Genomic DNA, 16,050 nt, shown 5'->3' on the forward strand with positions numbered 1-16,050 from the left:
TGTTTCATTATTGATTCTTGAATGAATACCCCTAAAATTTTCGAAAATACTAAAACAGCATTCGTACTCAAAAGCGATGCTGAGCTTGACAGAGCTATATTTATTTTTAGAACGATTGGTCGTCCCTGGATGGTGAACATTGGAACCTCGCTCACTATGGCTTCTTTAAAACTTCACTTACCTGTAGAGGGACTCATTAAAAAAACAATTTTCAATCAATTTTGCGGAGGAACGTCCACAGATGAATGCATACTCACAGTCAAGCGTATGCATACCGAAGATCTTTACAGCATACTGGATTATAGTGTCGAAGGAAAGGCGACCGAGAAAGAATTTGAAGCTACAGCAGCTAAAAAAATTGAACTGGTTGAACTCGCTGCTCAAAATGAAGAATTACCCTTTGCAGTATTTAAACCTACCGGTATTGGTCGATTTGCCATTTGGCAAAAAGTTTCAGAACGAGAACATTTAAGTCCGCAAGAACAACAAGAATGGCAGCGTATAAGAGAACGGGTTGATCGGGTTTGCAAAGCAGCTCATGATCACGATGTACGTTTGTTGGTAGACGGGGAAGAAAGCTGGATGCAAGATGCGGCAGATGAGCTGGTGCATGAAATGATGGAGCGCTATAATAAGGAGAAAGCTATTATTTATAATACTGTGCAGTGCTATCGTTGGGATCGATTAGCCTATATCAAAAATCTACACCGTATTGCTAAGGAAAAAGGCTTTATCGTTGGTGCTAAGATTGTACGTGGAGCGTATATGGAAAAGGAAAATGAACGCGCCGAAGAAAAAGGATATAAAACACCTATTTGCGAGAGCAAACAGGCAAGTGACCAGATGTTTAATCAGGTGATGGCCTATATCATTCAACACATTGGGGACATCCACTTATTTGTAGGATCTCATAATGAAGAAAGTGCGTATCTGGCCATGGACTTAATGAATGAGGCCAAACTTGCTAAAAATGACGATCGTATCTGGTTTGGGCAGCTGTACGGGATGAGTGAACACATGAGCTATAATTTAGCACAAGCTGGGTACAACGCCGCTAAATTAGTGCCTTTTGGTCCGGTGAAGGATGTGATTCCTTATTTGATAAGAAGAGCTCAGGAAAATACCTCTGTCAAAGGGCAAACCGGAAGAGAACTCAGTCTGTTGCTGAAAGAAAAGAAGCGTAGAAAACAAAAAAAAACTCAATGAGATGGTTAGCGCGAGTGATATATACACGATGGTTGGGTTGGAGCGTGACGCCATTTCCTTTGAATACTCCTAAGTGCGTTATTGCCGGTGCACCTCATACCAGTTACTGGGATTTTGTAGTTCTTGCGCTGATGCGGAAAATGATCGATTTAGAGACCAACTTTGTTGCCAAGAAAGAGTTATTTGTATTTCCTTTCGGAATCTATTTTAGATGGATGGGTGGTGTGGCCATTGACCGTAGCATGGGAGACAATAGAGTAGAGCGTATTGCGAAAATTTTTGGTCAGCAGAAGCTTTTTAGACTTGCTATCGCTCCTGAAGGTACCCGAAAAGCCGTAGAAAAATGGAAAACCGGTTTTTACTACATTGCTCATACGGCACAAATACCGCTTGTGCTTTGTCGTATTGACTGGGGAGAAAAGAAAATCAGTTTTTCTGAACCTATGATGACCACGGGTGATATTGCAGCAGACTTTCCGAAAATTAAAACCTATTTTCTGGGTGCAAAAGGTAAAGCAGATCTGTAGGAGTTGGTGAGTTGGTGAGTTATGGGTTAAGAGTTATTAGTTATTAGTTTTTAGCCGTGAGCTTTTAGTCGTCTGGTTGTTGGGATTTAATTTTAGAGAATAGCATTAATTTAGTAATTATTAAAAAAAGGCATACTTATCCAAGAATGCATAAGGCTCAAATATAAAAATCTAGAACTTGAAACCTGTCACCCTGAGTACTTCGGCTAAGCTCAGTACAGACTTTGTCGAAGGGAAATTTTAAACTAAATTATATGGCATTAACCAATAATGATATCATGAAAAAATTACGTGTCGCACATAAATTTCGCGATGATGATATCGTAGCAATTTTAGCACTAGTAGATTTTAAAGCAACCAAAAGTGAAATAAATGCATTGTTTAGAAATGAAAATCATCCTAAGTTTATGGAATGCGGAGATCAATTCTTGCGTAATTTTTTAAACGGTTTGGTCATTCACTTACGCGGACCCATGAAGCCTAAAAACGAAAAGGATAATCCTCTAAAAAACAAGTCATGAAGCCTTATGCCGCTAGTTTTATCAACGCAGTAGTGCTCATCATTCTTGGATGTGCAGGGTACTTTTCTTCTGCAACACCTTCTATGACAGCCTTAATCCCCGTAGGAGTAGGAATTGTTCTTTTAATACTGAATAAAGGAGTGAAGAATCAAAATCCGGTAATTGCCCATATAGCCGTATTATTAACATTTCTAATGATCGTAAGATTGATGATGCCGCTACTTGGTGCTTTAGAACGGGATGATTTTACCGCGGCACTTCGCGTATCAGTCATGCTCTTATTTACAGCAATTGCTATGATTACGTTTATTCGTAGTTTTATTGAGAATAGAAAGGCACGTAAAAATCAGTAAATCACCTATATCAATTAAAAAGCCCGTAACACATTTGGTTTGGTTACGGGCTCAAGTTTTAAAAATTATCACTCTATTCCTTAGCGTCTTGCTTTTCTGCCCATTCCTTGGCACGTGTTGCTCTTTTAGCTGCTCCTGGATGAGAGGACATCATTGAACTTTTTCCACCATCAGCACTTAATGCTGCCAGTTTTTCAAAAGCACCGGTCATGGCATGATAATTATAGTCATGGTCAACCAAGAAATCAAACCCATATTCATCTGAAGCAGATTCATTTGATTGTGAAAACTGTGCATTAAGTAAGTTCTCAACAAATCCTCCAATTTCATCATCAGCTAAAACTTGACCTACGCCGGTATTGGCTTGCGCTACATCTTTACCCGCAGAAATAGCGTAAGCAGATTGATAACGTTTCTTGGAGTGGCCTAGTTTTACATGTCCTATTTCGTGACCAATGACGCTCAACAGCTCATTATCTGTCATAAGATCCATAAGTCCTGCCATAATTCTAATGCTTCCATCTGGGGTAGCAAACGCATTAATATCGACGACGTTATATACCTTGTAATTTAATGTAAGCCCATCTTCATTGAAGTGATCTTTTATAAGAGCATTTAATCGCATAGCGTACGGGTCGTTTTCACCTGCTACAGGATTATTTGTGTCCATCCATTCTACAGATTGTAAGGATAATGTCTGTATTTCTTCATCTGTTAGTGTTGCGGCTTTTACGGCTTTTTTGGCAGCTTTAACGTTTTGCGCTTTGGTTAATTTTTTGAATTGCGCATTAGACGCAACCGTAGCCATTAAAAGAACTACTAGTGTTATTTTTTTGATCATGATTTAATAATGTTTAGTGTTTCAACAAAACTAACTAAACTATTTAAAACCATTACAATATGTATTTAGTATTCGCTACCAATTCGCTACTTCTTTTTTCCAAAATAATCCTTTTATAGTTTGATTGTCACGTATGATTTCATAAGATCCTACCAAATCAAGAACATCACCTAGGTATTCGACATTGCGTCTAAGCGTCAACTCCCCGAAAAATTGTTTAATTCCGCCTTTGTTAGTATACATTTCAACAATAACATCATCTAAAAACTGGGTGTCCTGTAAAAGTAATGTGGACCCGTGAAGCCCGTGCGTATTTACCGCTGCTTCAACAAAGTCTTGACCTGAAGGAATATTCATACGGATGTGTAAGGTTTCAAAATCTGTATTTAGAATTCGTAGCTGCTTCCAGTAGTTCAGATTTAGTAATTGTCCGCCATCCCATCCCAGAATATTTTGACCGGTATAGACTACTCCTGTTTCACTAGAACTGGATTTACCGCCAGTGGTAAATACTTCTATACGGCTGCCTTCATCACCCTGAATATAGGACAAATCCTCAAAAGCGATTTCCTCTGGATCATTACTAGTATTATCATCATCGTCTTTGCTGCACGAGAAAATGGAGATGCTTACTAAGCTTATAAGAATTAGTGTTGTTATGCGTTTCATAGGTAAGATTTTGATGTTTTCTACGGAATAGCTAATGCTTTTCACACGATAACTCTTAATGAGAAACGACTGAACAGGTTAACACCCAGTCAACATTAATTTGAAGGTTTGAGTGGTATACTATTATTTAAATCCTCTTGTGTTTCAAACGAATGGTGATTAGGCAGCTCAAACAAACGTAAGTTGAAGGTAGGAATAGCAGCGATTAAATGGTCAAAGATATTCGCCATAATATATTCGTAGTTTTCCCATCGCTTGTCTTTGCTAAAGCAATAAATTTCTAATGGAATACCTTGTGTTGTAGGCTGAAGTTGTCTTGACATCAACATCATGTCTTTATTGACTGGTGGATGCTGCTTTAAATATGCCTCAATATATTTTCTAAAAATCCCTAAGTTTGTAAGATTCCGGCCATTGATCAATAGCGATTTATCAACATCATTATCGGCATTATGCTGATCGATTTTTGTTTTTCGTGTAACTAAATAATCTTTGATTAATGCTATATTCATTAAACGATTTACTTCGTTTTCGGTTAAAAAGCGTACACTATCCATCTGGATATAAATAGATCGCTTTATCCTTCTACCATCACTTTCTTGCATTCCACGCCAATTCTTAAAGCTATCACTTATTAAGGCGTAGGTTGGGATTGTGGTGTAAGTAAGATCAAAATTTTGTACTCGTACCGTAGCTAAATTAATCTCAATTACATCACCATCTGCACCATAGTTTTCAAAAGTGATCCAATCTCCAATACGTACAATATCATTGATGGATACCTGTATGCTGGCGACGAATCCTAATATGGTATCCTTAAAGATCAAAATGATAATTGCAGAGGCTGCACCAAGACCGGTCATAAATTTCCATACACTGCTACCCGTTATAATAGCAAAGACTAACATAAGACCAACTAACCAAACAAAAATCATCATGACCTGTGTGTAACTGTCAATTGGCTTATCCTGAAATCTGGGAAGCGTCTTAAAATAATCACGGAGTGTATGAAAAGTTGCTCTAACGATCAATAAAATTAATACTACAAAAACAATTTGTCCACCTTTTGATGCCTGCGTTTCTAACCAGGGAAAATCGATAAAGATATAGGGAAGAAGACCAATAAATATAAGAATAGGGAGGATGTGGGCTAGTTTTCGAGGAACGCGATTTTTTATCAGGATATCATCAAAGGTAGTTTTTGAACGTTTAGCAAACCAAGCTGAAAATAATCGCAATATTTTCCAGATGATCCAATCCAAAATATAGACTGCGATAAAACATCCTATAGCCAGGACTATAAGGTTGATGTACTTTGCCAGAGTAGAATCTAATCCAATCTCACTAAGGTATTGCGTAAGTTTTTGAGCGTACAGGTTATAGTCTATATCCATTACTGCGAAAGTAAGCCAACCCAAATTGTTCTCAAAGATTTTTTAGGCTTACTTAAGCCTTTGGTAATGTTGTTTCCAAATAAAATTTTGAGATATTTAACGCTCATTCATTCAAAATTTGGCATTTCATTATCACACAGCTTTTTATTCTACCTGTACATTTGAAAAAAATAACGTTATGGAAAATACAGGGGGAATGACAAAAACGAAAGCCAGTTTTCAAGATCGCTACCGTAGATCGTCAAATTTTGGCTATGGAAGCCCAGATAGATCCTTGGAAATTAAGGATGAAGAAGCCGGTGAATTAAAACTAACGAGTAGCGATGATGACTCGTTGAGTAAAGAAGAACGCAAAGAGATCGCAGAGAAGATGGATAAATTTAGAGAACGGATTGAGCAAACTCCAGGTGGAGAGCAGTCTGATTCTTAAGATATTAATTTTTACAATAAATAGTAGCCTCAGGCAACACTTAGTTAGTGTGTTTGAGGCTTTTTCATTTATACCTAATCTTAATGACAACAACCATGATAGACTGGAAACATTTTACTAACGATTTCACTGTAGACATGATGACTGCCGTATTCTTGGGAGCTATCATAATGTATATCGCATTGATCGCATTTACCCGAATTTTTGGATTAAAAAGCTTTAGCAAAATGACGGGCTTCGACTTTATCAATACAATAGCCATTGGTAACATTTTTGCGATGGCCATAGGAACAGGTGATCCTAAAATACTGATTGGGATCGTTATTATTGGCTTACTTTATTTGTTTAATTATCTCATAACGTATATACAGTATAAAAGCAATACCGCACAAAAAGTTCTGGACAACAAGCCTGTACTTTTGATGCGTAATGGTGAATTACTCAAAGAGAATATTGAGCAGTGTAAAGTAACTATTGATGAAATACGTGGTAAATTACGTGAAGCTAATGTGTTAGAATTATCTCAAGTAAGAGCCATGGTATTGGAAACCACAGGAGATGTTAGTGTATTGCATACTAAAGATGATGATGTAGAAGTAGAAGATTTTTTGCTGGCAGACCTGTAAAACGCCCAGTGTAGATACCGCTCAAGTTTTAATTACCTTGCTGATCAGCTTTATTTTCTTCTTTAAGTTGTTCTTGTGCTTGTTCTGTCTCTTTTTTCGTTGGACGCTTTTTTTCTTGAGTTGCCTTAGCTTCTGGCTCATAGGTAAGCTCTACATACAACGGAAAGTGATCAGAGCCGATGTGTTCTTCACGACTCATCTTTTTTGCTCTAAAGGAGGCCGATGTGAAAATATGATCCAGCGGCCATCTAAACAAAAAATTATCTGCATCATAGGTGTTATAGAGTCCGCGACCTATTCGCATGTCCAATAAACCACTCACTTCTTGGAATAATTCTGTAGTTTCTGACCATGCTACGTCATTAAAATCCCCAAGGGTGATGACAGGGAGGGGTGATTTGTTAGCAAGTTTAGCCACTTTCATCATCTCCGCATCGCGATCTACAGATAATGGATTATGAAAGGGGAGTGGTGGCGCAGGATGAATAGCGTAAAGCTGGATGGTATCCTGTGGTGTAATCAGTAGCTTTGTATGAATGGATGGAATCGTATCCTCTATCAAGAATTTTACACTGGAATCAATCAATTTCTTCTTAGAATAGAGCAGCATTCCATAGGTATTGTCCATGGGGATTTCTTCTCGATACAAATATTCTGTCACGTGGGGCTGAACTTTTTCAAGCCAAACCTTGTTTGTTTCGGTGAGGACAACAAGATCAGGCTTCAATGCGTTGATCTGATCGATGAGTGTAGAATAATCACTGTTTTTTTGAAGTACATTGGCGGTATAAATGCGCAGTGACGGCGCATCATTTTTAGAAGAAGGTAAGGTCTCAAAAGCAGCCAAGGGAGTATAAGGAAATATCCTGGTGCCTTGATAAATAAAACATGCTCCAAGCGCTGCTACAAATACGATATCTTTTTTCTTAGAGATATCAAAGCGAAGAAAAAACAAAATAAGTGCGAGAAGTGTCAATCCGGTGATTTGCAATTGCGGGAAATCAAACGCTCTAATAGACCAATGACTCGCGGGAATCAAAGGAAAAAGCGTAAAGGCGATGACAATTAAGCCAAAAATGTATAAAACAGATCGTAATTTCATATCTGCTAAAATACAGTTAGTTTTGGAAGCATGTTAAAATACTGAAGTATAATTTTGAATCAATAATTGAGAGGTGATCTATGATATGAAAAAAGAAGTATTAAATTTTTGTGATAACTATGTAAAGAAGCGTATCCAAGGTATTTCGCATCAAATGAAAGATATCCAACTGGATATCACTGCAGAAACAAAGAGTAGTGCTGGAGACAAGCATGAAACCGGAAGAGCGATGATGCAACTAGAGCGAGAAAAATTGGGAAATTATCTGGCTGAAGCCGAAAAAATGCAACGAATCCTTCAGAAAGTAAATTTATCTAAAACATCTGTAGTTTCATTAGGCAGTCTGGTAGTAACTAGCGGAATGATCTGTTTTATTGCGGTCTCTGCCGGAAAAACAGTGCTAAATAATCAACCTGTCTATTGTATTTCTATGGCAACCCCTGTCGCCCAAGCGATGATGGGAAAAGGTGTAGGGGCGTCATTTGTAATCAATGGTAAAACGCATACCATTCAAGAAATCCACTAGTTGTTTTCGTTCTCGTGAAGCTTCTCCATAAACAATTCTGCTGCTTTTTCTGCTGATGCCGGATTTTGACCCGTCACAAGTACATCATCTTCCACCACATGTACGTTAAAGTTAGGAGCTTTGCTAAAGTCGGCGCCTTTCTCTTTAAGCATGGTTTCCAGTAAGAATGGCACTTTATCGGCCAGATTAACTGCTTTTTCTTCGTCATTAGTAAAACCGGTGACTTTTTTACCCTTTATCAGTGGATCACCATTTGGAGCAACGGCACCTTTCAAGGCTGCAGGTGCATGACATACCATGCCAATAGGTTTATCGTCTCTATAAAAATCTTCGATTAATGCAGCAGAGACTTCACTTTCTGCCAGATCCCACATAGGACCGTGGCCTCCGGGATTAAAAATTCCGTCAAAGTTTGAGGCGTCAATGGTAGAGAGTTTTCGGGTGGTGGCTACACGTTGTTGAGCTTGGGTGTCGCTGAGATAACGTTTTGCAGCAGTGGTTAGGGCGCCATCTTCCATACTTCTAGGATCAATAGGAGCCTTACCACCTATAGGTGTTGCGATTTCGAGTTCTATCCCTTGATCCAGCATTGTGTAGTAAGGAGAAGCAAATTCTTCCAGCCAAAAACCGGTTTCCATATCGGCGTCACCAATAGTTTTTTGAGAAGTAAGTACAATGAGAACGCGTAATGGATTCTCCTGTGATTCAGTTTCAGCATTTGTGCTTTTTTGCTGCTTATTTTCAGCGGAATCCTTGCAGCTCAATAGAACCAAACTAAGTAGAATAAGTAGGGGTAGCTTCCGCGTAAGCGATAAAAGGAACGGCATAATTCTAAAATCTATTTTGTTACTTGAAACTTCAAGCTATTTTCTCCAATTGTAATGACATACAGTCCTGAGGCCAATAAGGCAGTAGAAATTTGATGATCCATGCTAGTGATATTGCCACTCATAATTCGATTTCCTTGCATGGAATAAATAACATAAGGACTGCCAATAGCATCGCTTGATGTTATTGTGAGTAAATTTACAGCAGGATTTGGATATATTGCAATTTGATCAAGATCAAATGAAGGAGTACTAAGAATAGCACCAAAATAATCGTCTAAGAAACTTAATCTTGTGGTGATCCACTGCTCCATATAATTCTTCGTGGCTTGATCGTACGGATAGTTTTGCCAAGCAAGTGCTTCTCGTTCGTATAGTTTCTCATTAATAAGTACGTCAAAGAAAGTATTAAATCGGGCATCAAGAGATGCATCGCTAAGAATATCCTGGCGTAATTCGTTCCAACGATCAGCAGCCATGAGTGCAAAAACAGGATTTTGGGCATCAACAATCATTCGATCAAAAAGACCATTGGTTAAGATATCATCGGTAATATTCTCATTTGAGCCATCGTAGATGGTTCCTAAGACACCATCTAAGTCCCAAGGCGCAAAGAAATACGGGTAATCTTGTTTATATCGACCTGTATAAAGGTTTTTTCCGGTATTGTCGGTTGCGCGTAGCAAATTGAGGAAAATAAAATAGTCAATTGCATTCTCAATGTGCAATTGATCAGGTAGCTGAGCATAGAAATCTACATCTGTACTATTCATTACAAAATCGGTGAAATTGTAGAGGTTTGACCAGTCAATAAAATCATCCGGATCTGGCGTTTTTAACTCATAGCCTCCCCACAGGTCACTCGTATTATCGTAGGCGGGTAAACCGTAAAAAAGCGTGTTGCCTGTTTGCCAGCTTTCTCCTTTATAGAGCTCTCCACGTATACCATCATCGTCGTTGTATTTTTTAAGTTTAAGCTGTTTGCGATCCACTTGTTCTGACAGCATGTAAAGGCCTATGTAAGAATTATTTAAAAAGAGCTCAGCGTACATCACATCAGCTCCGGCTTTTGCCTCATCTTCTTCGTCACTATAATGAGGGGTGTGGATTTCCAACCATAATTTATGGGTGCTGTATGCTCTAAATCGCAGTGGTTCATTGTAGATGGCATCGAGAATCCAATCATCATCCTCTCTTAGATTTCCAAACTGCATGTCCTTACTATCATCGCCGCTCATATCTTCCCAGAACTCTAAGTCATAGGTTTTCTTTGGAAACGTTTGAGAAAAGCCACCGCGCAGTTCGATCCCGGTAATAGAGGTGACCAATTGTTGATCATCTGCATAGGTGAACATCGCCGGAACTTTTGGATCGTCAATAATCTCCTCATCACTGGTAATATGAATTAAAGGAACTGAAGAAAAATACAAGGCATAATCTATATCGTTTAGGGAAACTGAGTAGGCTTGCTGAGTAGTAAAATTAGACGGGGTAGTATTTAAGGTATATACTTGATCCAAATCAAGGTTTACCGCATCAAATCCTGTGAGATCTGGAATAACGGATAAATCAATGTTGCATACAATAAGTTGCTTTTCTTGATCGATTTGATAACGGCCAGATTCAATTTGAAGGGTATAGGTTGATTGTGCGTTTGCTGTAAATACGAATACACAAAATGAGATAATGAAGTAAAGATAACGCATAATAAACTATTTAAAACAGCGTGTTAATGGTTTACACCACTGTTATAATGGTACAAGACAATATACAAAAATAAAAGGACTGGATCAGGCAGCTTTTTCCGCTGCCGTAATAGGAGTAGCCATCTTTTTTTTCTTGACCTGTTCACGCTCCCAGGAAGTAGGACTACCAAATAAGATTTGAAAGAATTTTTTAGGTCGTTTTCGAACATCCCCAATCAAATCGCCCCAAGCATGAAATACCAGGATGATGGGATTATAGGAATTGATAGGTTTTGTAATTCCATAAATCGCCTGTTCTTTTTCCTCTTGAAAGGTGCCAAACATGCGATCCCAAATTATTAAGGTCGATCCATAGTTCTTATCAATATAATTTTTATTTACTGCATGGTGAACCCTGTGGTGCGACGGAGTAACAAAAATATATTCAATGGGCTTAGGGAGTTTTCTAATCAACTCTGTATGAATCCAAAATTGATACAAAATCTCAATTTGATGAACGATGATAAAAACCATAGGATCAAAACTCAACATGATTACCGGTAGAAAAAAGATCAATTTCAAATTCTGAACCCAGGATAACCTAAACGAAGTGGAAAAATTGTAGTATGTAGAACTGTGATGAACTACATGAGTAGACCACCAAAAGCGTTGTTCATGCGCAATACGATGTGCCCAGTAGCGCGCAAAGTCTAGCGTTAAAAAGCAAACGATATACGACCACCAAACGTGAGGAATGGTCCAGGGTGTAAGATTGTAGCAAATGACGACAATGTAGAAAATACCAACTTTGGTCAGTGCATTGACGAAGAGGTTACCAAAACCAATGGCAGCAGATGCCAAGAAGTCCTTCCCTGCGTAAAGCTTTCTGTTTTTTCTATAAGAAAGGTAATACTCCAGTGCCACCAGTGCAAACATGACTGGCGCAGCGATCCAAATAATAGTATTGAAATCAAGCTCTAAAAGCTCATCTAGGGTTATTTTCCTTGAGTTGATAGCGAATTTTTGATGTAAAGATACTACATATGCGCTTCCGTCTATCACAATAGAGAAATTAATCATAAAATAAACTTAAATGAATACATAAATCTTATATAATCTAAGGTTTTATTTTAAGACGTCATTCTCAAATTGATACGCTCAAACAAGAAATGGTATCTATGAATGATACCTACACCACTTCTTATAGAGTGGGTAGAGTTTACTATGAAAAAGGGAGCAAAATACCCTTTACAGGCGTTCTTTATGGTAAATACAGTAATGGAAACTACCTATCTATACAGGAATATACAAATGGAGTGGGTAATGGTAAATGGGTGAACTATTATGATTCAGGTGAATTGAAAGAAGTAGGTACGTATGTAGATAATCGCGTTGAGGGTCCGTATGTCTTGTATTATTTAAATGGAAATAAAAAAGCAGAGGGAAAGTACAAACACTGGAAAATAAAAGTGGGAGAGTGGACGTATTACAATGAAGACGGGAGTGTGAATCATACCGAAACTCACTAAGCTTTTTAATTCTAAGGTCTTAGTCTTAATAGGAAGATTTCTCGTCGTCCCGATACGTCGGGACGCTGTCGAAATAACGATCCCGTGTGTCATTTCGAACCGAAGGCACTGAGCGTGAGAAATCTTAAGGTCGCAGTTTAAAATTGACTTAAAAACTTCAATGAAGCAGATTTCTCGTCGTCCGGATACTTCGGGACTCCGTCGAAATGACGATCCCGTGTGTCATTTCGAACTAAAGGCACTGAGCGTGAGAAATCTTAAGGTTTAATAGTACAGATTTTACTCGGCAGATTTCTCGTCGTCCCGATATGTCGGGACTCTGTCGAAATGACTATTATATTCAGGGTGTACTTAAATAATATTCGTACCTTGATAATAGTCTGTACATTCAATCCCATAATTATGCTATCACGCTATCCATACCTTCTCCTAATCTACCTACTGCTTTCGTTCACCGGCTGTCAAAGTCAACAGCGGAGTACACCGGAAGCCGGAAACAACGCTTCTACCGACTCTACACGAACAGACGATCCCTATATCTACAAATCTGGTGACCCTAACGGAATAGGGAAGTGGTACATGGGGCGCCAAATTGCCCACGTGATGGGATATCAAGGTATCAATTGGCTGGAGCGACCTGAACGTGAAAAAGAAGAACAAACTTCGAAACTGTTGAAAAACATGAACATTCAGCCGGGAGACACCATCGCCGATATAGGCGCGGGATCAGGTTATCATGTATTTAAGATGTCCCCTAAGCTGCGCTCAGGAGAGGCTCTGAAGGATAATGGACAGGTCTATGCCGTAGATATCCAGGAAGAAATGCTTCAGGCGATGCGCAAAAAGAAAAAGGAGCTGGGCATTGCTAATGTTACCTTAATCAAGGGAACTGAAAAAAGTGTGCAACTTCCTGCAAATACGATCGATAAGGTATTATTGGTTGATGTGTATCACGAGTTCAGCTTTCCGAAGGAAATCATGCAAAGCATTTATACCGCCTTGCGTCCTGATGGTGAAGTATACCTCATTGAATATAGAAAAGAAGATGCCGGCATTCCCATCAAAACCATTCACAAAATGAGCGAAGCTCAGGCCGTCAAAGAATTAACCGCTGCCGGATTTACCTTAAAAGAAAACATAGGGAATCTGCCCTGGCAACATTGTATGGTGTTTGTAAAAGAGGAAAACTACAATTAAGCCAGGAGTAACTACAGGCTGATCGACTCTGTTTTGACCTCATTTAAGGTAGAACGCAAACGTTTCGCCTTCATATAGGGAACGTAGTCCTGATCTGCATTTTTCCAATACGTCATGGCGATATCTAAATACTTTTTAGCCTGCTCCCGATCATCATTTTGAAGTAAAAACGCCATTTGATAATAGAGCATAGGATCATAGGTTTTTCGATCAATCTCTTTTTGTACAATTTCTATCGCCTTTTCAAAATCACCTCCGCGATTATAAATACTGGATAGAAAATAGGGATCCCGGCCAACAAGTTTTTCCAGTTTATCGTTTTCTTTTCGTAAGATATTAATGGCTGTTGCATAGTCTTCTTTCTTATACGCCACAACCAGATCTAAAAATTCAGCCGTTCCTGTTCCGCGTTTAGCGTATTCATCCCTACAATTTTTCATGAGCTCATCTGCCGTAGAGAGTGTTTTGTACTCTTTTTGAACGGCAAGAATATCGGTCTGACATTGATATACCGTTTGAAACTCTGGCGAATAGGTGTTTATCTCTTCTAATAATTGATTCACACTGGAGACGTCACTAATCGATAAATACATCAACGCTTTAGTAAAAAAGGTAGAAGAAATCACCCTGTTGTAAGGTGACATCTTCCCAACTCTAACTTCATAGTTTTTGAGCGTACTAAGGGCCTGGTTCACTTGACCCCGGGCTTGTTCAAAAGAAGCTTTTGTCCATAAAACGGTAACTGTATCGGTTAAGGTAGAGGCTTGTCGCAGGCCGCGTTCCAGGCGTTCATCGACCGCATCAAATTTTTGCTCTCTAAAATCCAGGACCACCAATCTATTTTGAATGGAGGCATCAAGTGGATCCAATGCTTCTTCTTCAAGTAAAATGGCTTTAGCCGCCTTAAAATCACCCTGTAATTCATAAAGTGTGACCCATTTTAACTTATCCTGATCCCGATCTGGGAATTTTGCTTTATGGTTCTCTAGGGTTTTAAGCGCTGCATCGTATTCTTCGTTTTCGACCTGCAAGTCGTGCATTGCCAACAAACCTCGTTCTACATTGCCGTTATCAATCGCCTCTTGAATTAATACTTTAGCCGAATCAATCCCATAATCAGCGCGGTATTTAGTCAGCAGTTTTTCGTAGGGTCTATATTCATACGGAAACATTTTACGTTGCATTTCCAACAATTTAAAATATCCCTCTATATTGTCGGTGATAGAATAATACATCTCCTTGGGATAAAACTGAAACCGCTTAGGCAAGGCTTTTCCATATTTAATAGCTAGTCTGGCAGCATCCTTAGCTTCTTCATTTTTACCCATCCCGTAGAGCTTATCTGCCTTATTGTACTGGCAGGCAGCACAGGTTGGATCAATGTCTAATGCCTTTTGCTCCAGCGCAAGAACTTCAATAAGCGCGCTGGGATTTTTACCAAATTTAATCAAGGATTGTGAATGGTATTTGAGTGCTTCTATATTGGATGTAAGCAAGGCAGAAGAAGGCATGATCACAAGACCATCTGGCGTAGCTTTTCCCTTAAATAAAAATTGATTGATTTGCTCACTCAATTGATCAACAACCGCATAGAGGCTTTTATTTTTTGCTTCTAGCGCCAGAATTTTTTTACCGTCTTTGGCGCGATGTAAATTTCCTTTTACCTGTATGATATCGTTGGTGATGCTATACATTAAGGACGTGAAATATTCACTACGCGCTTTGTTGGCTATTTCCATTTTCATCCCGTGTGCCGGAGTCTCAAAAGAGGGGAGACCTAAACGCTCATGAAAATGATTGAGATAATAGGCAGAAAGTGAATATACCTCAGGGCGTTGGCGCAGGGTGTTGTGTAGTAAACTTGAAAAAGCAGGACCGTACCAATCTAACTCATCTTTACCGGTTTCATTTTTAAACTGAAAGATGGCAATCTTCTTTATTTTACTTAATTGAGGCACTACGGCCTTGACAATTTTTCCATCTTCATCGGCTATTTCAACCAGCGCAGGTTCTTGTTGCGCTTTGATGTCGCCGTTGAATAGGAGTCCGCCAAAGAGAAAAGCAATCACAAAATTAATGATCACAAGAGCTTTGGGAAAGCGAAACTTTTTAGCATTCTCTTTTAAGCGATGCCCGTAGTAGCTCAATATGGCTATTGCGGGTACCAGCGCTAACCAGACCAGTAAATATTTGTCGATCCAGGAGCCGCTAAGTTCATAACGCTGCACCAGGAATTCTAAAAACTGTAACAAACCGAATCCGATCGCAAAATAGGTTCCCAGGTATTGGGGAACTTTACGATCCCATAAGGTTTGAAAGATGGATTTATCAGAAGCTTGAGTCATACAATCTAAAAACACAAATATAGCAGAGAAGTAGGGATTAAAATAGTTAATGTTATGATTTAATTAAGAAGCTGTTTCAGGTAAAAAAAAGGAGTTTGTAGAACGTTGATCAAGTAATTGGAAGATGAATATATGTTTACGAAACTTGAAAAAATAGGATGTGCTAAAAAAAGCACTTTTAGAAGCCTTGATGGCTAATAAAGGAATTATAGGCTGAAGGAATTGTGTGATCGACATAAATTACGTAATTTTACATTTATAAATACGTAAAA

The 16,050-nt window shown here is 38.8% G+C and carries 17 protein-coding genes; 9 read left to right on the plus strand and 8 right to left on the minus strand.

The features are described 5' to 3' along the window. The first annotated feature begins 21 nt into the window (after positions 1 to 21). From ABD000_RS01130 to ABD000_RS01145, 4 genes are all read left to right on the plus strand, one after another. Positions 22 to 1,206: a proline dehydrogenase family protein gene (locus tag ABD000_RS01130; RefSeq protein ID WP_343762713.1), complete on the plus strand. Its 1,185-nt coding sequence runs from the start codon at positions 22 to 24 to the stop codon at positions 1,204 to 1,206. Next, positions 1,203 to 1,733 (plus strand): 1-acyl-sn-glycerol-3-phosphate acyltransferase, encoded by a 531-nt coding sequence (locus ABD000_RS01135; protein WP_343762715.1) that lies wholly within the window; start codon positions 1,203 to 1,205, stop codon positions 1,731 to 1,733. Before ABD000_RS01130 ends, ABD000_RS01135 begins: the two co-directional genes overlap by 4 nt. 254 nt (positions 1,734 to 1,987) lie before the next feature. Further along, a complete protein-coding gene (locus ABD000_RS01140; protein ID WP_343762717.1) occupies positions 1,988 to 2,254 on the plus strand; it encodes a DUF1456 family protein in 267 nt (88 codons plus the stop codon). Then, complete coding sequence (locus ABD000_RS01145) at positions 2,251 to 2,607, plus strand: hypothetical protein (RefSeq protein ID WP_343762719.1); 357 nt, start codon at positions 2,251 to 2,253, stop codon at positions 2,605 to 2,607. Before ABD000_RS01140 ends, ABD000_RS01145 begins: the two co-directional genes overlap by 4 nt. A gap of 73 nt (positions 2,608 to 2,680) precedes the next feature. On the opposite strand, the gene ABD000_RS01150 is transcribed toward ABD000_RS01145, so the two are convergent. The 3 genes from ABD000_RS01150 to ABD000_RS01160 all read right to left on the minus strand — a co-directional run bounded on the left by ABD000_RS01150 (position 2,681) and on the right by ABD000_RS01160 (position 5,511). Then, positions 2,681 to 3,448, minus strand: coding sequence for a M48 family metallopeptidase (locus ABD000_RS01150; RefSeq protein ID WP_343762721.1), 768 nt, complete (start codon positions 3,446 to 3,448; stop codon positions 2,681 to 2,683). Between the two features lie 75 nt (positions 3,449 to 3,523). Continuing rightward, positions 3,524 to 4,117 (minus strand): hypothetical protein, encoded by a 594-nt coding sequence (locus ABD000_RS01155; protein ID WP_343762723.1) that lies wholly within the window; start codon positions 4,115 to 4,117, stop codon positions 3,524 to 3,526. A gap of 95 nt (positions 4,118 to 4,212) precedes the next feature. After that, positions 4,213 to 5,511 carry a mechanosensitive ion channel family protein gene (locus ABD000_RS01160; RefSeq protein WP_343762725.1) on the minus strand — a complete coding sequence of 433 codons (1,299 nt, stop codon included), beginning with the start codon at positions 5,509 to 5,511 and terminating at the stop codon, positions 4,213 to 4,215. A 178-nt stretch (positions 5,512 to 5,689) separates the two neighbouring features. Between ABD000_RS01160 and ABD000_RS01165 the strand changes: the two genes are divergently transcribed. Beyond that, entirely contained in the window at positions 5,690 to 5,941 is a 252-nt protein-coding gene (locus ABD000_RS01165) for a hypothetical protein (protein WP_343762728.1), read from the plus strand. 83 nt (positions 5,942 to 6,024) lie between these two features. Continuing rightward, positions 6,025 to 6,567, plus strand: a complete 543-nt coding sequence (locus ABD000_RS01170; protein ID WP_343762730.1) for a DUF421 domain-containing protein — start codon at positions 6,025 to 6,027, stop codon at positions 6,565 to 6,567. Between the two features lie 28 nt (positions 6,568 to 6,595). Here ABD000_RS01170 and ABD000_RS01175 read toward each other — a convergent pair whose 3' ends face one another. Further along, positions 6,596 to 7,669 carry an endonuclease/exonuclease/phosphatase family protein gene (locus ABD000_RS01175; protein ID WP_343762732.1) on the minus strand — a complete coding sequence of 358 codons (1,074 nt, stop codon included), beginning with the start codon at positions 7,667 to 7,669 and terminating at the stop codon, positions 6,596 to 6,598. An 85-nt stretch (positions 7,670 to 7,754) separates the two neighbouring features. Between ABD000_RS01175 and ABD000_RS01180 the strand changes: the two genes are divergently transcribed. Then, positions 7,755 to 8,195: a 3-oxoacyl-ACP synthase gene (locus tag ABD000_RS01180; RefSeq protein WP_343762734.1), complete on the plus strand. Its 441-nt coding sequence runs from the start codon at positions 7,755 to 7,757 to the stop codon at positions 8,193 to 8,195. Here ABD000_RS01180 and ABD000_RS01185 read toward each other — a convergent pair. The 3 genes from ABD000_RS01185 to ABD000_RS01195 all read right to left on the minus strand — a co-directional run bounded on the left by ABD000_RS01185 (position 8,192) and on the right by ABD000_RS01195 (position 11,787). After that, a complete protein-coding gene (locus ABD000_RS01185) occupies positions 8,192 to 9,022 on the minus strand; it encodes a type 1 glutamine amidotransferase domain-containing protein (protein WP_343762736.1) in 831 nt (276 codons plus the stop codon). The genes ABD000_RS01180 and ABD000_RS01185 overlap by 4 nt on opposite strands. A gap of 11 nt (positions 9,023 to 9,033) precedes the next feature. Continuing rightward, a complete protein-coding gene (locus tag ABD000_RS01190; protein WP_343762738.1) occupies positions 9,034 to 10,728 on the minus strand; it encodes a CotH kinase family protein in 1,695 nt (564 codons plus the stop codon). Between the two features lie 84 nt (positions 10,729 to 10,812). Then, positions 10,813 to 11,787, minus strand: a complete 975-nt coding sequence (locus ABD000_RS01195) for a sterol desaturase family protein (RefSeq protein ID WP_343762740.1) — start codon at positions 11,785 to 11,787, stop codon at positions 10,813 to 10,815. 98 nt (positions 11,788 to 11,885) lie between these two features. Here ABD000_RS01195 and ABD000_RS01200 point away from each other — a divergent pair, with 98 nt between their 5' ends. After that, positions 11,886 to 12,236 carry a toxin-antitoxin system YwqK family antitoxin gene (locus tag ABD000_RS01200; protein WP_343762742.1) on the plus strand — a complete coding sequence of 117 codons (351 nt, stop codon included), beginning with the start codon at positions 11,886 to 11,888 and terminating at the stop codon, positions 12,234 to 12,236. A gap of 402 nt (positions 12,237 to 12,638) precedes the next feature. Then, the gene (locus ABD000_RS01205; protein WP_343762744.1) at positions 12,639 to 13,433 is read left to right on the plus strand and encodes a class I SAM-dependent methyltransferase; all 795 of its coding nucleotides are present in this window, start codon (positions 12,639 to 12,641) and stop codon (positions 13,431 to 13,433) included. A gap of 11 nt (positions 13,434 to 13,444) precedes the next feature. Here ABD000_RS01205 and ABD000_RS01210 read toward each other — a convergent pair whose 3' ends face one another. Further along, positions 13,445 to 15,778, minus strand: coding sequence for a tetratricopeptide repeat protein (locus ABD000_RS01210; RefSeq protein WP_343762747.1), 2,334 nt, complete (start codon positions 15,776 to 15,778; stop codon positions 13,445 to 13,447). Positions 15,779 to 16,050: the final 272 nt, after the last annotated feature.

Source organism: Gangjinia marincola, assembly GCF_039523415.1.
Lineage (GTDB): Bacteria > Bacteroidota > Bacteroidia > Flavobacteriales > Flavobacteriaceae > Gangjinia > Gangjinia marincola.